This window comes from Marinomonas rhizomae (genome assembly GCF_024397855.1).
Taxonomy (GTDB): domain Bacteria; phylum Pseudomonadota; class Gammaproteobacteria; order Pseudomonadales; family Marinomonadaceae; genus Marinomonas; species Marinomonas rhizomae_A.
This window is the reverse complement of the sequence record NZ_CP073343.1, coordinates 1512344-1533042: the sequence shown is the minus strand read 5'-3', so window position 1 is coordinate 1533042 and position 20699 is coordinate 1512344. Positions and strand designations below refer to the sequence as shown.

Sequence of the window (20699 nt, the reverse complement as noted above, 5' to 3'; positions counted from 1 at the left end):
TCACCTTATCTATGATACGGATGATTGTTCATGAGCGTCCAAGCACGATAAATTTGCTCAGCCAAAATAACTCTCACCATAGGATGCGGTAATGTCAGACGAGATAAAGACCAAGTTTGATCCGCTCGAGCGGTACACCTTGGATCAAGACCATCAGGACCTCCCACCAACAAGCTCACATTATAGCCATCCATTCGCCACTGCTCGGTCTGATCTGCCAACTGATCGGTAGACCACTCTTTACCAAGAACTTCCATTGCAATTACTTTATCTCCAGAAGGTATAGCTTCGAGCATACTATCTCCTTCCTTACGAATAGCTTTTGGTATATCAGTGTTTTTTCCACGAGGAGACATTGGAATTTCGACAAGCTCTAATGCAAAATCTTTTGGCAAGCGTTTAGCATACTCATCGTAACCCTCAGTCACCCACTTTGGCATTTTATTACCAACAGCAATCAAACGAACACGCATTTAAAAGAGCCTTACATTTGTTCTGGCTTAATATCCCACAACTTCTCAAGATCATAAAAAGCTCGAGCTTCTTCTGTCATTACATGCACAACAACATCATGTAAATCAACCAACACCCAATCACTCCCCATACCACGACCTTCTGAACCCAATGGCTGAAGACCTTGACCTTTTAAATGTTCAAATACATTTTGACCCAAAGCATTAACATGACGCTTTGAAGTACCGGTACAGATCACCATGTAATCCATCATGTCTGTATGATTTCCTACATTCAATACTGTGATCTTATCACCTTTCACATCTTCCAATGCTTCAACAGCAAAAGCCAAAATTTGATCTGCTGTGAGGTTAAGCTGACTCATATAATTACGTTACCCTATCGATATAATTGATGTTGTTCTATATAGTTTTGGACTGGTTCTGGCAACAAATAAGCAATAGACTCGTTTTTACGAGCCAACGCCCTAATCATGCTAGAGGATATCCCCAAAGGAGTGAGAGTCTCGAACCAGACCCGCCCTGAGGGCGCGCATTGTAACTCATGCGACGATGCGGCACGATAGTTTTCGCAAAAACCGCTCAATTCAGAGATCAAGTCAGGCTCCCAACCAGGTCGCGACACAACCAACAAGTGAGCGTACTGGATTATCTGCTGCCAATTATGCCAAGTTGGAAGGGATAAAAAGCTGTCCATTCCTAGCACCATAATGAGTGATTCATCTGGACCTATTTCGCTCCGAAGATCTCGCAACGTATCGATACTATAACTTGGACCTTCCCTATCAATCTCACGAGAATCGACACTCAATCGAGCATCACCAGATACTGCAAGCTTAGCCATTTCAAGTCGTTGCTGAGGCAAGACACTTGGTCGATCTTTATGCACAGGCTGAAAACAAGGTATTAACCTCAAAGCGGAGTAGTGGTAGCGATCTAAAATCTCAACCGCTGTTCTTAAGTGGCCATTATGAACAGGATCAAATGTCCCACCCATAATAGCCAACCCAGAAGTCTTTACATTATCCTTAACTCTAATTGTCACGAGTATGACCATCGCCAAGTACGACATACTTCTGACTGGTCAACCCCAACAATCCTACAGGACCACGAGCATGAATTTTGTCAGTAGAAATACCAATTTCAGCTCCAAAACCATATTCAAAACCATCAGCAAAAGATGTTGAAGCATTCACCATCACTGACGAAGAATCCACTTCCGTCATGAACGCTCGTGTTTTTGTATAGTTCTGCGAAACAATTGCGTCCGTATGATGAGAACCATATTTATTGATGTGTGCAATCGCCTCATCCATATCAGACACAATCTTAATAGATAACTTAGGGGCCAAATACTCTGTATACCAATCTTCTTCTGATGCAGCTTCAATGACAGAGCTAATAGCACGAGCTTGCTCACAACCTACCAGAGACACACCTTTTTCCTGCAGAGCAGCCACTAACTTAGGCAAAATATCCCCAGCAATTGCAGAATGAACCAGCAATGACTCCATTGCATTACACACACCGTAGCGGCGGGTTTTAGCGTTCATGGCAATAGCATAAGCCTTTTCAAGATCCGCCTCACTATCAATATAGACATGACAATTACCATCAAGGTGTTTGATTACAGGAACCCGCGCATCCTGACTAATGCGCTCAATCAAACCTTTGCCACCACGAGGGACAATAACATCAACGAACTCAGGCATAGAAATTAACATGCCAACCGCTTCACGATCTGTCGTATTAAGAACTTGCACTGCATGCTCTGGCAAACCAGCAGCGATGACACCTGCCGTTACAGCCTCAGCAATAGCTTGATTGGAATAAAATGCCTCTGAGCCGCCACGTAAAATAGTGGCGTTACCAGATTTCAAACAGAGACTTGCCGCATCGATGGTCACATTTGGACGAGACTCATAAATAATGCCAATCACCCCTAAAGGCACGCGCATCTGGCCTCGCTGAATACCTGACGGCAAATACACCATATCTGATATTTCACCGATTGGATCAGGCAAAGACGCCACCTGCTTTAAACCCTCAATCATGCCGTCAATTCGGGCATCATCAAGCAACAAACGATCTAGTAAAGCTGAATCCAAGCCTTTAACTCGGCCATTTTCCATATCCTTAGCGTTTTCAGATATCAATCGAGGTCGAGCATTTTCCAAAGCGTCTGCCATAGCAAACAGTGCCATATTTTTTTGCTTCGTAGATGCTTTCGCAAGAAGACGAGAAGCCGCCCTAGCTTGCTGACCAATTTGATTCATATAAGATTCTAAAGACATTTTTAATCTCTAATAAAAGTAAAGAAGAACAAATAATAGATCGTCAAATAAACCGCGACCTATTTCATCAAGACAGTATACTATCACAATATTTTTATTCATTTAGCTCAGATTGTCACGAAAGGATCTTACATTGTCGCCACTCAATTCTTTTACGCTTAACACCATCGGCATAGTGCATTCGTGTTACAAGGAAAAATTCGGCATACCACGACAACCAGGACTGGTCACAGAAGCCACTGCACGCCTAGAGCTCATCCCTCCTTATAGCAGACTAGATATTCTCGATGGACTTGATGGTTTCTCTCATATCTGGATCCAGTTTGTTTTTCACGCTTGCATGTCTGAGAACTGGAAAGCAAAAATACGACCACCACGCCTAGGTGGAAAAGAAAAAGTAGGCGTATTTGCCACACGTTCAACTCATAGGCCTAATCCGATAGGACTGTCAGTAGTGAAGATTGGACGCATCTACCAAGAAGACAAAAAAACATTCATTGATTTACATGGCGCAGATTTGCTAGATGGTACCCCCGTTCTTGATATAAAACCTTACCTACCTTATGCAGACAGCATCACGGAAGCAAAAGGAGGATTTGCGCCAACATCTGCAGAAGCGCAAATAAAGCCCGTATTGTTTTCAGAACTGGCAAAGTCTCAATGCGAAAACTACGAAAATTTGCACAAAAGAGAAATAACAACTTTAATTAAACAAGTTGTTGGACAAGACCCCAGACCTTCCTATTTATCAGAACAGCTTGATCGAGAGCATGGAATCACGCTTTGGGACATCAATATAAAGTGGTGTGCAAGAAACGATCACTTTGAAATACTTCGGATCGAAAGCAAATAAGAGAGTGGGAGATGAATAAAAAGCAGTTTTTAAATACTTACAAAAAAATTGACTCACTCAACCAAGAGAGAACAGAAAACACTCAAAACCAAGCACTTTATCGCTCAAAACACGACGAACGTCTAATAAAAGACTTCCATTACGCCAAATTCCAAAAAAACCTCCATAACGCCCAGCAAAGTAAAGCGCTCAAAGAGCTGCTAGAGAAAGAGAATTGGAACGAAGAAGACACCGAAAAACTGCTTAACTCTCTGCGATAAAAAACATACACCAAGTCTATACCCATGGTTATCCACATGTTCTGTGTATAGTTTTTCTGTCAATAAATTCAAGAAAATAAGACCAAAAAAAAGCGGACCTAAGTCCGCTTTTTATGACAACTATTAATCCAAACTTAGTTTTGGTTTTCTAGTTGTGCTTTGATCAAATCACCGATAGTGGTTGGACCATTAGTTTCTGCTTGTTGCTTCTCAGAATGAGATTTCAACGCAGCTTTCTCTTCAGTAGCATCTTTCTGCTTGATAGAAAGAGTGATAGTACGTGCTTTACGATCAACGTTAATGATCGCAGCTTCTACTTTATCACCTTCTTTCAATGCAGTAGTTGCATCTTCGATACGCTCGCGGCTGATTTCAGATACTTTCAAAGTAGCTTCAACGCCTTCAGCAAGAACAACTACAGCACCTTTCGCATCAACTTCAGAGACAGTACCGTTAACGATAGTGCCTTTGTCATTTTCAGCAACGAAAGCTAGGAACGGATCTTCTTCTAGTTGTTTAACACCTAGAGAAATACGCTCACGCTCAGCATCGATAGACAATACAACTGTTTCTAGCATATCGCCTTTCTTGTATTGACGTACTGCATCTTCACCAGTTTCGTCCCAAGATAGGTCAGATAGGTGAACAAGACCGTCAATACCGCCGTCAAGACCAATGAACACACCAAAGTCAGTGATAGACTTGATTGCGCCAGAGATTTTGTCGCCTTTATTGAAAGATGTAGCGAATTCTTCCCATGGGTTCATTGTGCACTGCTTGATACCCAAAGAAATACGACGACGCTCTTCGTCAATATCAAGAACCATAACTTCAACTTCATCACCAATCTGAACAACTTTAGATGGGTGAATGTTTTTGTTAGTCCAATCCATTTCTGAAACGTGCACTAGACCTTCTACGCCTTCTTCAAGTTCAGCGAAGCAACCGTAATCAGTCAAGTTAGTAACTTTAGCAGTTACCTTAGTGTTTTCTGGGTAACGGGCTTTGATAGCAACCCATGGATCTTCACCCAACTGCTTAAGACCTAGAGACACACGGTTACGCTCGCGGTCGAATTTAAGAACTTTAACATCGATTTCATCGCCAACAGCAATGATTTCGCTTGGGTGCTTAATGCGTTTCCAAGCCATGTCAGTGATGTGTAGAAGACCATCAACACCACCAAGATCAACGAAAGCACCGTAGTCAGTAAGGTTCTTAACGATACCTTTAACTTCTTGACCCTCTTCAAGAGAAGCAAGCAATGTTTCGCGTTCAGCGCTGTTAGTCGCTTCCATAACGGCACGACGAGAAACAACAACGTTGTTACGTTTTTGATCAAGCTTGATAAGTTTGAACTCTAGATCCACACCTTCCAAATGAGATGTATCGCGAATTGGGCGAACATCTACTAAAGAGCCTGGCAAGAAAGCACGGATATTAGCGATATCAACTGTGAAGCCACCTTTGACTTTACCATTGATAACACCGTGAACAATGGCGTTTTCTTCGTAAGCTTTTTCAAGAACAGACCAAGTTTCTGCACGTTTAGCTTTTTCACGAGACAATTTAGTCTCACCGAAACCATCTTCAACAGCATCAAGAGCAACTTTAACTTCGTCACCGATGTTTAAGTTAAACTCACCACTATCCGTTAGGAACTGAGAACGAGGAATTACGCCTTCAGATTTAAGACCTGCATGAACAGTTACCCACTCGCTGTCAATATCAACAACGATACCAGTAACAATTGAGCCTGGCGCCATTTCGACGGTTAAAAGGCTTTCTTCAAACAGTTCTGCGAAGCTTTGAGTCATTGTATTTCCTATATAGTCGGCCCATATAAAGAACTAGGCCATATCCACATTGCCAGCAAATGTGGGTCAATTTTTTTGGATGATGCGATAAAAGCTTGCTGGCACCTTTATCGACTTGAATAACATTTGATCTATTCTAGCACATTCTAGATGTAAAAAAGTAGACGCAAAAAAGAACAGATTATACAAGACCAGCTTTTGCCGTTTCAGCAAAAATCATCTCGACAACCTGTTCTATCGTCAAATCTGTACTATCTATAACTAACGCGCCTGCTGCAGGCACAAGAGGAGCAATGGCTCTATTAGCATCACGCTCGTCTCGCTCCTTAATCGTTTTTACAAGTTCTGCTAGATTAACAGCTTCACCTTTTTGCTGCAATTGCTGCGAACGACGCTTAGCACGCTCTTCAGCCGACGCCGTTAAAAATATTTTAATCTGCGCCGAAGGAAACACCACGGTCCCCATATCACGACCATCCGCTACCAAACCAGGCGCCTGCGAAAAAGCGCGCTGACGCAACAACAAGCCTTCACGAACTTCCGGAATGGCCGCCAATTTAGACGCGCAATTTCCTACTTCTTCAGTTCGAATAGCCTGAGTGACAATTTCGCCCTCTAGAATAATTTCAACTTTACCTTCTTCTGACTGCACAAACTGTATATCTAAATGCTCAGCCAAGACTTTTAACGTCTCAACATCATCAGAAGACATACCGTGATGCGACACAGCAAGTGCAAGCAGTCGATATAAAGCACCACTATCAAGTATGTGCCATCCCAGCTTTTCTGCGATTAATTGACTTACAGTGCCTTTACCTGCACCACTTGGACCATCAATCGTAATAACTGGGCCTTGGTTGATCATAACTATTCCTCTTAAAAAACTATTGTGCAACAGTGCAGTGAAAACCTAACTGCACAGCAACACTCTCCAACTCGTTAAATTCTTCTAATAATTTTTGACAATCATTCACTTTTGTAACCGACTGGCTTCGCGCCCCCAATGCCAACATGGCAAGCGCCAATTTATCATCACCAGCACAATCCAACTCACCACCAGACGGGAGACCACCCTTAATAAGCAAATCACCATTTTCGTAAACACAAGCAATTTTCATATGCTTAAGTGCATCTACTAAGGCCAATACCCTGTCTTCACAATAGTAAGGCAGAGAGCCAACACCCTGGATACAACTTTCACCCTTTGCATAAGCCGCAGCAACACATAACAAAGGTAACTCATCTCTGAACTGGTAACTCTGCTCTTGGGTCAAAGCGAACGAATTAAGCTCAGCAAAGCCAGCCTGAAGCCCACCGTCATACAAACCAAACTCACCCAACTCAGGAATAGAAACATCTGCACCTATCGACTTTAGAAACGATAGAAATGCAAATGACACAAAATCCAAGCCAGCATTTTCAATAAATAATTCAGAACCGGGTAACAAGTTCGCTAATAACACCAACCAAGCCGCCTCATATTCATCACCAGACAATACAATATTCGTACCAACTAGAGGCGCTGAAACAACTTTAAAACCGCCCTCATGATCCAGGATAGTCACACCAAAATGACGCAACAACGCCTCACAATGAGACAATTGTGTCGATTCAGTCGCAATTGAGCCACCATCGGACGAATACAATGCCGCTAAGAAAGCCGACATACGCAAACGCTCAGTACCTACTTTTAAATCAAGACAAGCACTAGACGAGCCTCTTGGCACAAGACTAACAGGCAAACAATCAGCCACGTCAGAGACCACATCCCCTCCCATTTTGCGCACCAAAGAAAACAAGTCACTCATCGATTGATTAAGTAACTTCTCTTCAGCGACAACAGAGACTGGAAATGACTGCCCAGCTAAAACAGGCAACAGCAAATACAAACTTTCTCTTGATTGATGCACGTTGATTGGCGCAATTGGCGCCTTTAACCCACGAAGCCCAACACCATGAACACGCAAATAATCAGCGGATGCCTCTTCAATCACCACACCCATATCCCGAAAAGCCTGCATGGTAATACGCACATCACCAGTCAGATCGACGTTCTTTATTTCACTCACCCCTTCAGAAAGCGCGGCTATTGTAATCACTTTATGTGACAAAGATTTGTCACCCAATAAAGAAATATCACCTTTAATTGCAGAAGCGGGCAAGACTGAAACAGATACAGGACGAACTTCTTTTGCAGAACCAATTGTACGCTGCTCCAACAATCGAAGAAAATGATCTCGCGCAGACTTAGCACGAGTAAAAACACCAAACATGCTGGCACCATCACCTTGCTCTATTGCAGCTCGCATATCAGCAAGACGATCCGTAAAGTGATCTAATGTAGCTAGGGTGGCATCTTTATTGGCCATAAAGACATCACGCCACATCACAGGATCACTTGAAGCAATCCGAGTAAAGTCACGAAAACCACCAGCAGCAAATTTAAATATATCCTGACTACGCTCCCCGTTAGCAAGCGCATCAACCAAAGTATAAGCAAGCAGGTGCGGCAAATGACTCGAAGAAGCCAGCACGTGGTCGTGATGATCAACATCCATACTCACAACATCCGCCCCAACAGCACGCCAGAGACGATGAAGACGATCAAGCAAAACAGGATTACTGTCTGGTAATGGCGTTACTATCGCCATGTGCTTTTCAAAAAGCAGTGAATTAGATGCAAGCACACCACTTTTTTCAGCACCCGCAATAGGATGACCAGGAATAAAATTAGCAGGTACATAGCCGAAAACGCGACGAACCGCTTCAACCACACTCCCTTTGGTGGAACCCACATCAGTAACCAACGTACTTTCAGACAAGAAAGGCTTAAGATCCGTTAATACAGACTCCATCGCCCTCACAGGAGTAGCAAGAACAATCACGTCCATTTTAGAAACAAACTCAGCGGACATCTCAGCAGGGCAATCAATAACCCCCGTTGAAACACCTAACGCCAACTCTCCTTCTCGACGATCAATAGCATATAACGTGGCTAAACCACGCTCTTTTAACGCCTTAGCAAATGACCCACCTATCATGCCAAGACCGATGATCATGACATTGCCAAATTTCTTTTTTCCTTGTGGCGCCTTATCAACAGACACCTGAAAATCACTTTCACCAGTCAAAACACATCACTCTTATAAATTACTAAAGCACAGCCACAGGATAGGAACCCAACACCTTCACTTCCGATGCGCGCTCACGCAACTCATCTATCACGGCGCGACACTCATCATCCAAATGATGGCCAACAAAGTCGATATAGAATATATAACCCCAACGACTCATTAACGAAGGACGAGTTTCTAAACGCGTCATATCAACACCATGACGCTCGAAAGCCTCAAGCAACCGATACAAAGCACCTGGTTCATTTTTCGCACTAATTAACAGTGATGTTTTATCTTTACCACTTGGCGGCACATCCTGATTACCAACAATCAAAAAGCGCGTTGTATTGTCCGGGCGATCTTCGATATTGGCAGAGACCTTCAACAAACTATACAATTCACAAGCAACCTCACCGGCTATTGCCGCAATTGCTCGACCGCTGCGGCCCGCCTCTGCAGCTAAACGAGCTGCTTCCGCATTTGAGCTCACAGCAACACGCTCTACATGTGGCCAATAACGATCCAACCAAGCACGACATTGCGCCAAAGACTGCTGATGTGAATATATATGCGTCACATCATCAGAGTTGATATTCGGACTCACTAATAGATGGTGGTGAATACGCTCTTCAACCTCTCCACATATTTTTAAACGTGAATCACGGAAACTGTCTAACGTATGATTAACAACACCTTCTGTCGAATTCTCAACCGGCACAACACCATAATTAGCCGCGCCAGATTCAACTTCGCGAAACACTTCATCAATAGCTGCCATTGGGGCACTAACGATAGATTTACCAAAGTGTTTTAATGCTGCCTGCTGTGTAAAAGTACCTTCGGGACCTAAGAATGCGATACGCATTGGCTTTTCGAGCGCTAAGCATGAAGACATGACTTGACGAAAGATTTTGGCCATCTCTTCGTTACCTAATGGCCCTTCGTTACGCTCCATCACTCTGCGTAAAACTTGAGCCTCACGCTCAGGACGATAGAAGACAACCGCGTCTCCACCCTGTTCAGCCAACTTAACTTCAGCCACTTTTTGAGCGCAAGCTGCGCGCTCGTTTATCAACAGTTGTATTTGCGAATCAATAGAATCAATACGATCACGCAACAAAGGCAGAGTATCTGGTACCGCTTGTTTAGAATTTGACATGCTATTTATTATCCGTAGAGGTTGTTGTCTCTAAAAAGTATTACCCGTGACGCTTTTCGAAGCCACGCATAAAATCAATCAAAGCCTCAATACCTTCCATAGGCATTGCGTTATATATGCTCGCCCGCATGCCGCCCACAGAACGATGGCCAGCTAAAGTACGTAAGCCAGCCGCTTCGGACTCTTGCAAGAAAAGAGATTCAAGAGACTCATCCGCCAAAATAAACGGCACATTCATACGAGAGCGATAGACAGGATCAACAGGATTTGAATAAAAATCACTCGAGTCAATGTAGTCGTAAAGCGCCTGCGCCTTACGAATATTAATGGCTTCAATCGCCTCAACACCACCTTGCTCCTCCAACCATTCAAAGACCAAATCAGCCAAATAAATAGCAAAGGTTGGTGGTGTATTAATCATAGAATCATTCGCCGCCAAATTGGCAAAATTCCAAATCGATGGTAATTCATCACTACTACGAGCAAGCAAATCCTTACGAATAATGCAGATAACCACACCAGCAGGGCCAACATTTTTCTGCGCGCCCGCGTAAATCAATCCATACTTACTCACATCAATTTTGCGAGACAAAATCGTTGAAGATAAATCCGCAACGATAGGCAGACTAGTTTTTGGCAGATCAGAGAACTCAACACCGCCAATCGTCTCGTTCGGGCAAAGATGTAAATAGGCTGCAGTCTCATCCAACTTTAAAGAAGAAAAATCAGGAACCGTACTGTAATTCTGCTCTTTTGAAGACCCCACCACATTTACATTAGTGTATCTTTTAGCCTCTTTAATCGCCTTTGAAGACCAAGCACCAGTATCCAAAAAGCAAGCAGAATCAAAACCATTCACCAAGTTTGCAGGAATTTGAGCAAATAATGTAGATGCGCCACCTTGAACAAACAGAATTTCATAGTCATCGCCAATATTCATCAAGCGCGCCAAACGCGCCTTAGCCGAGGCAAGAATGGACATGAACTCAGAACTACGATGACTCATTTCCATTACAGAAACACCAGCACCATGCCAATCCAGCATTTCCGCCTGTGCTTTTTTCAAAACCGCTTCAGGAAGCGCTGCTGGACCAGAACAAAAATTATATACTCGGCTCATCCTGCTTATTTACCTCTAGTATTTTCAGGAACTACTTTACAAGAACGATCTACAACAAAAGCGACGCACCTAGGTGCGTCGCTTTATTTTCTATTCCGTATCGTCTTCAAGGACATCAGGAGATTCGTCGCCTTCACTCGGCGGCTGATCGACAATGGCACCATCAGCCTCATCAATCTCAATATCTTCTTCATCATTTTCAACAACACGTTCAATGCCAACCAAATGCTCATCGTTGGTCAAACGAATCAAAGTAACACCTTGAGTATTCCGACCTTGACATGACACTTCTGTCACGCGAGTACGAACCAAGGTACCTTGATCGGTAATCAGAATAATCTCATCCGTTTCGTCAACCTGAGCAGCACCAACAACAGGGCCGTTACGCTCAGACACTTGAATACCGATAACACCTTGACCACCACGACCATACACTGGGAAGTCTTCTACCAAAGTTCGCTTGCCGTAACCATTTTCACAAGCCATCAATACAGCAGAACCATCCTGAGGAACGATAAGCGATACAACCTTAGCGTCTTCATTTAAGCGAATACCACGAACACCTGCCGCAGTACGACCCATTGCACGAACATCAGACTCTTTAAAGCGAATAGTTTTACCAGAAGAAGAAACCAACATAATATCGTTTTCGCCATTGGTAACAGACACGCCAACCAACTCATCTGTTTCATCTAAGCTAAGGGCAATCAAACCAGTCGAGCGAGGACGAGCAAAATGCTGCATCGCGGTCTTCTTAACCGTTCCGTTTGCTGTCGCCATAAAGATATAGCTACTTGCTTCAACGATAGCATCATCCGCAACATCATCTTCCGATTCTGCATCAGCTTCAATCGCCTCCACAACCGGCAAAGGCAATAGTGCGGAGATAAATTCACCTTCTCTCAGCGGCAACAAGTTAACAATAGGACGACCTTTTGCACTTCGGCTAGCCACTGGAATTTCAAACACTCGTAACCAGTAAACCTTACCAAGATTACTGAACAACATGATGGTGTCATGACTGCTAGTAACCAATAGATGATCAATGTGATCTTCGTCTTTCATGCTCGCAGAAGATTTGCCACGACCACCACGACGTTGCGCTTGATACTCAACCAATGGCTGAGATTTCGCATAGCCTGTATTTGAAATCGTCACAACCATTGGCGCTTCATCGATCAAATCTGCAATCGTCAAATCCTGACGAGACGTTAAGATCTCAGTACGACGAGCATCACCGAAAGTGTCTCGAACTTCTTCTAGCTCTTCACGAATCACTTCCATCAAACGATCTGGGTTAGATAGAATATTTAACAACTCACCAATTAAATCGATAAGAGACTTATACTCACCCAATAATTTATCGTGTTCCAAACCAGTTAAACGATGTAGACGTAAGTCCAAAATCGCTTGAGCCTGATCTGGTGACAAATGATAAGCACCATCAACAAAACCGTAACCCGCCTCAAGATCATCAGGGCGACATGCATCTGCACCCGCACGCTCAAGCATGGCAACCACATTACCCGGCTCCCAAGACTCGCTAACAATTTTCTCTTTTGCTTCTGCAGACGTTGGCGATGTACGAATTAGCTCAATCACGCGATCAATGTTTGCTAGTGAAACCGCCAAACCTTCAAGAATGTGACCACGCTCACGCGCTTTACGAAGTTCGTAAATAGTACGACGAGTAACCACTTCACGGCGATGTTTAACAAAGCATTCAAGAATTTGTTTGATATTAAGTAACTGAGGGCGACCATCAACCAAGGCCACCATATTAATACCAAATACAGACTGCAATTGAGTTTGTGTGAAAATATTATTCACCACAACATCCGGGTTTTCACCGCGACGCAACTCTATAACGATACGCATACCGTCTTTGTCAGATTCATCTCGCAGCTCACTGATGCCTTCCAGTTTTTTCTCTTTCACTAGCTCAGCGATTTTCTCAATCACTTTCGCTTTGTTTAACTGATAAGGAATTTCAGTGAACACAATGGATTGGCGATTGCCTTTTTCCATATCTTCGAAATGGTGACGGGCACGCATGTAAATACGACCACGACCCGTTTTGTAAGCTTCAATAATACCAGCGCGACCATTAATAAACGCCCCTGTTGGGAAGTCTGGTCCAGGTATATGATCGATCAGTTCATCAATGGTTATGTCAGCGTTATCAATAACCGCAAGACAGCCATCAATAACCTCACCGAGATTATGAGGAGGGATATTAGTCGCCATACCTACCGCAATACCCGCTGAACCGTTAACTAACAGCCCAGGAACACGCGCAGGCAATACTTCTGGCATGAATTCCGTTCCATCGTAGTTAGGCACGAAGTCGACGGTTTCTTTCTCTAAATCCATCAATAGATGATGAGAAATTTTCGCCATTCGGATTTCGGTATAACGCATTGCGGCAGCGCTGTCACCATCGACAGAACCGAAGTTACCTTGTCCATCGACCAAGGTATAACGCATTGAGAAAGGCTGCGCCATACGAACAATCGTATCGTATACAGCAGAATCACCATGTGGGTGATATTTACCGATTACATCACCGACGATACGCGCCGATTTTTTGTACGGTTTATTCCAATCATTTTTAAGTTCATTCATCGCAAATAGAACGCGACGGTGAACAGGCTTTAACCCGTCTCGCACATCAGGTAATGCTCGACCTACAATTACACTCATTGCGTAATCTAGGTAGGATCCCTTAAGTTCATTTTCGATACTGACGGGAATAATTTCTTTGGCTAATTCACCCATAGATACAATCGATCCTTATGCCTCGGAGTCAAAAAGACTCCCTAATATCTTTTTATAAGCGCCGCATTGTACCATAAGGAAATAAATAACACCCCTTCAAGGAGCATGTTTTGTTGTTCTATATTGCAATTACAGAAACAGCCTACTGAACAGTCTCATCGGACAAAGTAAGTTTGCTATTGGTCACCCCTTTAGTTGGCGCTATACTAGAAAAAGTGCACTTTAGTTCAAGCTCACAAGAGACGGCAATAAAACATATTACGCAGTTCAATACATCGAGCTCACTGCCTTTAGCAACATTAAAGATGGATACAAAAAAAATGACCAACACCCGACAAAACAACGTAGACCTAAATGAAGTTGCAAAATTTGAAGCGCTAGCAAGCCGCTGGTGGGATACTGAGAACGAATTTAAACCTCTACACGATATCAATCCGCTACGCACCAACTATATAAATGAACGAGCTGACGGCCTAGAAGGCAAAAAAGTCATCGATGTCGGTTGTGGCGGTGGCATACTGTCAGAAGCCATGGCAAAACTTGGTGCAAACGTCAAAGGTATCGACATGGGTGACGCCCCACTTGCTGTCGCAAAATTGCATAAAGAAGAATCCAAGCTCGACATTGATTATGAAAAAATCACGGCAGAAGAAATAGCACAACGAGAAGCTGGCCAATACGATATTGTCACCTGCCTTGAAATGTTAGAACACGTGCCGGACCCATCATCAGTTATCAAAGCCTGTATGACACTAGTAAAGCCTGGCGGCCACGTATTCTTTTCTACGATCAACAGAAACCCTAAAGCATATCTTTTTGCTATCGTTGGCGCCGAATACATTTTAAAAATGCTGCCGAAGGGAACGCATGACTACGCCAAATTCATTCAGCCAGCAGAGTTGAATAACTACGCAAGATTGGCTGGTTTAGAAGTGTCACATATGACAGGTTTGACCTATAACCCTTTCACCAAAGTGTACAAATTGAACGACGAAGACGTGTCTGTTAATTACATGATGCACACTCAAAAAATCGAAGCCTAAATAAGGCATAAGGAGGAGATATGCTGGATTATCAAGCCCCAAGCCAACTACTTAAAGATAAGGTAATCCTAGTTACTGGAGCAGGCGATGGAATAGGCAAAGCGGCCGCCATCACCTACGCCAAACACGGCGCAACCATCATCCTTTTAGGCCGCACCACAAAAAAACTGGAAGCCGTTTACGATTACATCGAAAAGCAGCATTACCCGCAAGCAGCTATCGTACCTCTAAATCTTGATGGTGCTGCAGAACACGACTACATAGAGCTTGCTAACACCATAGAAAGCGAATTTGGACATCTCGACGGCATTCTACACAACGCCAGCCTTCTAGGTGATCGAGCACCGATAGCAACCTACGATCCAACGCTATTCGAGCAAGTCATGCGAGTTAATGTCACCAGCCAACTCATGCTTAACCAAGCCCTACTACCTCTACTTCAGAAAGCTGAAAATGCGTCTATTATTTTCACCACTTCTGGGGTTGGAAGAAAGGCCAAGGCTAACTGGGGCGCCTATGCCGTATCAAAATTCGCAACAGAAGCCATGATGCAGCTTTTTTCCAGCGAGTTAGCAGAACTATCCCCTAGCATTAGAACGAACGCGATCAACCCAGGCGCAACAAGAACAAATATGCGAGCAAACGCGTACCCAGACGAAGACCCAAATACACTCCCTACCGCTGACGATATTATGCCGATCTACCTATATTTAATGGGCAAAGACAGCCTTGCAGTCAACGGCCAATCACTGGATGCTCAATAGAGCTAACAAACATCAAAAGCAATGGGCGAAAAATAAGCCCATTGCATCCCACCACATGCTTCAGTTAGTCTGAAGGCATGATCAACATAAGAAAAACAGTCATCACTCATTGTGTTTTACTTGCTGCACTTGCATCTTTTTCGATACAAGCGGATACCCATTACCCAACCGAAAACAACACACAACAAGAAATCCCCCCCCCTATGAATCAAGGCAACACATCACTTCAAGAAGCACTAGAAAACAACCAAGCAGCACAGTTACAAGCGAACAACAGCGCACCAGAAACGCCAGTTAATCAAATCATCAACATACCCAACAAAAGCCTCACGGATAAAAATGACTATCACTTCATAACATTACCCAATAACTTAAAAGTATTATTAGTAAGTGACCCTCAAGCCGAACGATTTGCCGCTTCATTATCTGTCAATGTCGGTAACTTTCAGGACCCAGAAAACCAACAGGGACTCGCCCACTTTTTAGAACACATGCTTTTTCTTGGCACTAAAAAGTACCCAGAAGCTGGCAACTACCAGTCCTATATCAATAACCATGGCGGCTCTCACAACGCTTACACAAGCACAGATACAACCAATTTCTACTTTGACATCAAACCCACTGCATACGAAGGTGCACTGGATAGATTTTCACAATTTTTTACTTCGCCACTTTTTAGCGAATCACTCACTCAAAGAGAAAAGAATGCAGTCGATTCGGAATACAAAGCCAAACTGAAAGATGAAAGCAGACGAAACAATCAGGCATTGAAAACACTACTAAATCCTGAGCATCCATACAGCCACTTTACTGTTGGCAGTCTAGACACACTCAAAGACCGGCCAAACAACCCACTAAGAAAGCAATTACTCAAGCTCTACGAGGAAAACTATTTTAGCGAAAACATGGCACTAGTGATGGTAGCCAACCTACCCTACAATCAAATAGCAATACTTGCTCGCCAGTACTTTTCAGATATTCCAAGCAAAACACCTAAACCAGAACAGCACTACCCAGCAATAATGTTAAAGAACAAACCGCAAATACAGTTCGTGCGCTCATTAATTGATAACAGCACATTGAGTTTTTATTACCAAATAGACGCCCAAAGCAAAAACTATAAAACTCAACCAACACGCTATCTATCTTACATTCTAGGCAATGAAAACAAAGGATCACTATACGCTTCACTTAAATCCGAAGGGTTAATTAATGGCATATCCGCAAGCACAAGCGCAGATTACGGTGATAATGCACTTTTTAGCGTCAGAATATCTCTGACCGATGAAGGCCTAAGAAAAATAGACACGGTAGCGAAACATTTTTTCGCCACTGTTAGCACCTTAAAATCCGCTCCAGTCAACCCAATGTATCTACAAGAGGGACTAAAACTTAGCCGCCTCATGTTTAACAACCAAAGCTACGTTAACCCCCAAAACCTAGCCAGATCACTATCTGCAAAAATGTTAAAAACGCCACCCGAAAATATTTTGAGTTGTTACCGACTAGAATACGCTGCAGACGAAAGCCAAGTCCGTCATCTTTTGAAACAACTATCAGATGAAAACCTTTTAGTGCAAATAACATCAAATAACGAATTCCCCGAAAGCTGGGCAAAGAAAAAGCCAATTTGGCAAACAGAACCTTGGTATCAGAGCCGTTATAGCAACAATTATTTCAGTCAATTATTTTTAGACATTATCAACCAATCAGCGCAGAGCACAAAAGTCACCCTACCCGAAAAAAACACCTTCATCCCCGAGTCAGTAAGCTTAATCAATGAAAGTGACACCACCCCCTCCATTATTTTTCAAAAAGAGGGCTTCACCTACTGGAACAAATCCGATTCAAGTTTTGGCAAACCCACCGCAATGAATTTCTTAGGGATACGCTTTGCCAATGCGGCTGACACGCCAAAACACACCCTACTCAATAAATTATGGAGTCGTCTTTTTAATGACGGCGTGAGCGAGTCAACTTATGCGCCCTATATGGCGGGATTGGGCTATGCGTTTTACCCTCACGTAAATGGCGCAACAATGCGAACCAGCGGCTATTCAGATAAGCAAAGCGCCTATGTCACTTGGCTAATCGATCAACTATTTCTATTCCGTCCAACACCAGAACAATTTGAGCAAGCAAAAGCGCAACTAGCAAAAGATTTAAGCAACCAAAAAAGTCGACAAGCCTACAGCAACGCCAACAGTGCATTACGAACATTAATTACAAAAAATAGCTTCACCACAAAACAATTAGAAGACGCATTAACAACCATTACGCTAGAAGACCTTCAGGGATACACAAAAAAAGCACGAGAACATTTTGATATCGTTGGATACAGCACTGGCAACCTAACAAAAGAGCAAGCAAAAAAGCTTGCAGACTCTCTTTATCAACGCTTCAGAGGTCGACTCACTCCCAGTGAGCCAATAGAAATTGAAACTAAAACCCTCAGTGCACAAAAGAAATACCACTATCAGTTCGAATCAACGAGTAACGACAAAGTGGTTTTATATGCACTAATAGACACCAGTGCACAGCACTCAAAAAAAGCCATTACGCAAAAAGCCTACTTTTCGATACTCAAAAAATTAATCAGTAGCCCTTTTTATCAAGAGCTAAGAACCAATCAGCAGCTAGGCTACATTGTTGGCGCGCAGGACCTAAGCCTGCGTAATACCCCAATATTAGGACTTCTCGTGCAATCGCCCGACAAAGACACCCTAACAATCATTCGCTCTATAGAGGATTTTCTAAAAGAGCAACGTACTAGATTACCCAAGGTATCAGAAGAGGATTTTTTACAAGCTAAGAACGCCCTACTAAGCGACCTTAAAATGAGCGCAAAGAATTTAAGCGATAATGCACTAAATGAATGGCATCAAATTGCGAAGCCAGACCCTGACTTTTTAACGCGGAAAGAATGGATAAATAACGTAGAAAAAATTAATCGGGAGGACTTTATGACTTTTATCAACCACAAACTTCAATCAACAGATACAACAAAAATCATCATTCACAACAAAGCATTTCCACAAGAACTCATTGACCAACAAGATTGGAAAGAGACCTCACCTAGCCGCTCCCCTAATCTTTAAAATGGAATAATGACGAGAATAAATCACCCTCCGATCAGCTTCTCCAGCTTTTCCTGATCGGTTGCAGGAGCCCCTTTCGCACCGTTAGCCGCCGGCTCAACCCCTTTTCCAATGGGCGAAAAATCCCCAACATCAGGCTGAACTTTATCTTCAGACGTATCATCCGCTCTTACCTGATCACCAAAAATACCAATCTCCGGCATCATGCGAAGACGCTTAGCTTGAATATCTTCTGGTATATTTCCTGTAAACAACACAGTAAATGGCGCGTCTTCGGTTCGCTTATTTACTTCATCGTAAATCGCCTGTTCGCGCTCCGCGATGGCATTTTCTTCCAAATAAGACAGACCTTTACCATCAGCCGTAATAACAATATTTGGCCCTAAGGTCATCTTTGCCTTTTCTGCCGGGATAACCGCCACTTCTTCTTGAGAACTGACAACAATTTGATGCTCGGTATGAATAACCTGATTACCATAGATAATATCAACTGACTGACGCTCAATAGTCTGAGCATCTGCGCATAGCGATACTGCAAAAAGTAACCCAAATGAATATTTCATAACCACCCCAGAATAAGACTCCATTCACTATAAGAGATAAAAACACATAAAAAAAGGAGCCCAAGCAATACTTGAACTCCTTTTTTGTCTCTTTTAATTAAAACTAAAGAGTAATGACTTCAAAATCCGCTTCTGGATTTGCTTCAGCGTCGTAATCAACACCATCCACACCAAAACCAAACAACTTCAAAAACTCATCTTTATAAAGCTGGTAGTCTGTCTCAGCAAACAAGTTAGCATCATTTACCTGAGGCCAAAGCTCACGACAAGCTTGCTGTACGTCTTCACGCAATTCCCAATCATCCAAACGCAAACGATTTTTGTCGTCTGTCAATTCTGCTGGATTGTGGTTGTTGTACAAACGTTCAGAGAACATGCGATAAATCTGATCCATACAACCTTCATGAATGCCTTTTTCACGCATCACTTTGAAGACCATCGCCAAGTACAAAGGCATCACTGGAATAGCTGAAGACGCCTGAGTAACAACCGATTTCAATACGGCAACATTCGCACCACCGCCGATTTTAGCTAACTCAGAATCAATAGCTGCAGAGGCACGATCTAAATCTTCTTTCGCTTTACCAAGCGCACCATGCCAATAAATCGGCCAAGTGATATCAGAGCCAATGTAAGAGTAAGCTACGGTGCGAGCACCCTCTGCCAAAACACCTGCCTCTTGTAAAGCAGACATCCAAAGCTCCCAATCTTGACCACCCATTACGGTTGTAGTCGCTTCAATCTCTTCTTCTGTTGCTGGCTCAATTTCCGCTTCAATGATGACATCTTTATTCGTATCAATGGCAGTGGAGCGGTAAGGCTGACCAATAGGTTTAAGAACTGAACGAATAACTTCACCTGTTTCAGGCATTTTACGAACCGGAGATGCCAGTGAGTAAACCACCATGTCTACTTGACCAAGATCTTGCTTAATCAAATCAATAACGGTGTCACGCGCTTCGTTTGAAAAAGCGTCGCCATTGATGCTTTTAGAATACAAGCCTTCTTCTTTGGCCACTTTGTCGAATGCCGCAGAATTGTACCAACCTGCCGTACCGGTTTTTTTCTCAGTACCTGGTTTTTCGAAGAAAACACCAATTGTTGCGGCACCTGAACCGAACGCCGCAGCGATACGAGAAGACAAGCCATAGCCACTTGACGCACCGATTACGAGTACTTTTTTAGGACCGTTTTCAATCGCCCCTTTGCTTTTAGTAAAAGCGATTTGATCTCTTACGTTTTGCTCACAACCTACTGGATGCGTTGTTGTACAAATAAATCCGCGAATCTTTGGTTTTATGATCATAATATCTTCTCAACGTCATGTTTTGCTTACGTCTTGCCTGACAATCCCTTCAAAT

Annotated in this window: 17 protein-coding genes; 5 read left to right on the top strand and 12 right to left on the bottom strand. The window is 43.1% G+C overall.

What is annotated here, in order from left to right; translation table 11 throughout:
- Positions 1-5: 5 nt before the first annotated feature.
- The 4 genes from rlmH to KDW99_RS07095 are packed head-to-tail and all read right to left on the bottom strand — an operon-like array spanning position 6 to position 2767.
- Positions 6-473, bottom strand: a complete 468-nt coding sequence (gene rlmH / locus KDW99_RS07110; protein ID WP_012070537.1) for a 23S rRNA (pseudouridine(1915)-N(3))-methyltransferase RlmH — start codon at positions 471-473, stop codon at positions 6-8.
- An 11-nt stretch (positions 474-484) separates the two neighbouring features.
- Positions 485-838, bottom strand: coding sequence for a ribosome silencing factor (gene rsfS, locus KDW99_RS07105; RefSeq protein WP_113915820.1), 354 nt, complete (start codon positions 836-838; stop codon positions 485-487).
- A 14-nt stretch (positions 839-852) separates the two neighbouring features.
- Positions 853-1518, bottom strand: a complete 666-nt coding sequence (nadD, locus tag KDW99_RS07100; RefSeq protein ID WP_255828603.1) for a nicotinate-nucleotide adenylyltransferase — start codon at positions 1516-1518, stop codon at positions 853-855.
- Positions 1508-2767: a glutamate-5-semialdehyde dehydrogenase gene (locus KDW99_RS07095; RefSeq protein WP_255828602.1), complete on the bottom strand. Its 1260-nt coding sequence runs from the start codon at positions 2765-2767 to the stop codon at positions 1508-1510. The genes nadD and KDW99_RS07095 overlap by 11 nt, the downstream gene beginning before the upstream one ends.
- Before the next feature lie 133 nt (positions 2768-2900).
- Here KDW99_RS07095 and tsaA point away from each other — a divergent pair, with 133 nt between their 5' ends.
- Together tsaA and KDW99_RS07085 are read left to right on the top strand one after the other, a co-directional pair.
- A complete protein-coding gene (gene tsaA, locus KDW99_RS07090) occupies positions 2901-3620 on the top strand; it encodes a tRNA (N6-threonylcarbamoyladenosine(37)-N6)-methyltransferase TrmO (protein WP_255828600.1) in 720 nt (239 codons plus the stop codon).
- 11 nt (positions 3621-3631) lie between these two features.
- A complete protein-coding gene (locus tag KDW99_RS07085; RefSeq protein ID WP_255828598.1) occupies positions 3632-3880 on the top strand; it encodes a hypothetical protein in 249 nt (82 codons plus the stop codon).
- A 134-nt stretch (positions 3881-4014) separates the two neighbouring features.
- On the opposite strand, the gene rpsA is transcribed toward KDW99_RS07085, so the two are convergent.
- From rpsA to gyrA, 6 genes are all read right to left on the bottom strand, one after another.
- Positions 4015-5697 (bottom strand): 30S ribosomal protein S1, encoded by a 1683-nt coding sequence (rpsA, locus tag KDW99_RS07080; protein ID WP_113915815.1) that lies wholly within the window; start codon positions 5695-5697, stop codon positions 4015-4017.
- A 181-nt stretch (positions 5698-5878) separates the two neighbouring features.
- The gene (gene cmk / locus KDW99_RS07075; protein WP_255828595.1) at positions 5879-6562 is read right to left on the bottom strand and encodes a (d)CMP kinase; all 684 of its coding nucleotides are present in this window, start codon (positions 6560-6562) and stop codon (positions 5879-5881) included.
- A 19-nt stretch (positions 6563-6581) separates the two neighbouring features.
- Complete coding sequence (locus KDW99_RS07070) at positions 6582-8828, bottom strand: bifunctional prephenate dehydrogenase/3-phosphoshikimate 1-carboxyvinyltransferase (RefSeq protein WP_255828594.1); 2247 nt, start codon at positions 8826-8828, stop codon at positions 6582-6584.
- A 22-nt stretch (positions 8829-8850) separates the two neighbouring features.
- A complete protein-coding gene (pheA, locus tag KDW99_RS07065) occupies positions 8851-9972 on the bottom strand; it encodes a prephenate dehydratase (protein ID WP_255828592.1) in 1122 nt (373 codons plus the stop codon).
- 40 nt (positions 9973-10012) lie between these two features.
- Positions 10013-11092 (bottom strand): 3-phosphoserine/phosphohydroxythreonine transaminase, encoded by a 1080-nt coding sequence (gene serC / locus KDW99_RS07060; protein ID WP_255828591.1) that lies wholly within the window; start codon positions 11090-11092, stop codon positions 10013-10015.
- 90 nt (positions 11093-11182) lie between these two features.
- Positions 11183-13870 (bottom strand): DNA gyrase subunit A, encoded by a 2688-nt coding sequence (gene gyrA, locus KDW99_RS07055; protein ID WP_255828590.1) that lies wholly within the window; start codon positions 13868-13870, stop codon positions 11183-11185.
- Between the two features lie 320 nt (positions 13871-14190).
- On the opposite strand from gyrA, the gene ubiG reads away from it, so the two are divergent.
- From ubiG to KDW99_RS07040, 3 genes are all read left to right on the top strand, one after another.
- A complete protein-coding gene (ubiG, locus tag KDW99_RS07050) occupies positions 14191-14913 on the top strand; it encodes a bifunctional 2-polyprenyl-6-hydroxyphenol methylase/3-demethylubiquinol 3-O-methyltransferase UbiG (RefSeq protein ID WP_255828589.1) in 723 nt (240 codons plus the stop codon).
- A gap of 20 nt (positions 14914-14933) precedes the next feature.
- Positions 14934-15677 (top strand): YciK family oxidoreductase, encoded by a 744-nt coding sequence (locus KDW99_RS07045; RefSeq protein ID WP_255828588.1) that lies wholly within the window; start codon positions 14934-14936, stop codon positions 15675-15677.
- A 77-nt stretch (positions 15678-15754) separates the two neighbouring features.
- Positions 15755-18775, top strand: coding sequence for an insulinase family protein (locus KDW99_RS07040; protein ID WP_255828587.1), 3021 nt, complete (start codon positions 15755-15757; stop codon positions 18773-18775).
- Between the two features lie 23 nt (positions 18776-18798).
- Here KDW99_RS07040 and KDW99_RS07035 read toward each other — a convergent pair whose 3' ends face one another.
- Positions 18799-19338: a hypothetical protein gene (locus tag KDW99_RS07035; RefSeq protein WP_255828586.1), complete on the bottom strand. Its 540-nt coding sequence runs from the start codon at positions 19336-19338 to the stop codon at positions 18799-18801.
- A 103-nt stretch (positions 19339-19441) separates the two neighbouring features.
- Positions 19442-20644 (bottom strand): enoyl-ACP reductase FabV, encoded by a 1203-nt coding sequence (gene fabV / locus KDW99_RS07030; RefSeq protein WP_255828585.1) that lies wholly within the window; start codon positions 20642-20644, stop codon positions 19442-19444.
- Positions 20645-20699 lie beyond the last annotated feature (55 nt).

Bases quoted from the DNA above. Each gene is read 5' to 3' on its own strand.
- rlmH (WP_012070537.1), bottom strand. From the start codon at position 473: ATGCGTGTTCGTTTGATTGCTGTTGGTAATAAAATGCCAAAGTGGGTG.
- rsfS (WP_113915820.1), bottom strand. From the start codon at position 838: ATGAGTCAGCTTAACCTCACAGCAGATCAAATTTTGGCTTTTGCTGTT.
- KDW99_RS07095 (WP_255828602.1), bottom strand. From the start codon at position 2,767: ATGTCTTTAGAATCTTATATGAATCAAATTGGTCAGCAAGCTAGGGCG.
- KDW99_RS07085 (WP_255828598.1), top strand. From the start codon at position 3,632: ATGAATAAAAAGCAGTTTTTAAATACTTACAAAAAAATTGACTCACTC.
- rpsA (WP_113915815.1), bottom strand. From the start codon at position 5,697: ATGACTCAAAGCTTCGCAGAACTGTTTGAAGAAAGCCTTTTAACCGTC.
- cmk (WP_255828595.1), bottom strand. From the start codon at position 6,562: ATGATCAACCAAGGCCCAGTTATTACGATTGATGGTCCAAGTGGTGCA.
- pheA (WP_255828592.1), bottom strand. From the start codon at position 9,972: ATGTCAAATTCTAAACAAGCGGTACCAGATACTCTGCCTTTGTTGCGT.
- serC (WP_255828591.1), bottom strand. From the start codon at position 11,092: ATGAGCCGAGTATATAATTTTTGTTCTGGTCCAGCAGCGCTTCCTGAA.
- gyrA (WP_255828590.1), bottom strand. From the start codon at position 13,870: ATGGGTGAATTAGCCAAAGAAATTATTCCCGTCAGTATCGAAAATGAA.
- ubiG (WP_255828589.1), top strand. From the start codon at position 14,191: ATGACCAACACCCGACAAAACAACGTAGACCTAAATGAAGTTGCAAAA.
- KDW99_RS07045 (WP_255828588.1), top strand. From the start codon at position 14,934: ATGCTGGATTATCAAGCCCCAAGCCAACTACTTAAAGATAAGGTAATC.
- KDW99_RS07040 (WP_255828587.1), top strand. From the start codon at position 15,755: ATGATCAACATAAGAAAAACAGTCATCACTCATTGTGTTTTACTTGCT.
- KDW99_RS07035 (WP_255828586.1), bottom strand. From the start codon at position 19,338: ATGAAATATTCATTTGGGTTACTTTTTGCAGTATCGCTATGCGCAGAT.
- fabV (WP_255828585.1), bottom strand. From the start codon at position 20,644: ATGATCATAAAACCAAAGATTCGCGGATTTATTTGTACAACAACGCAT.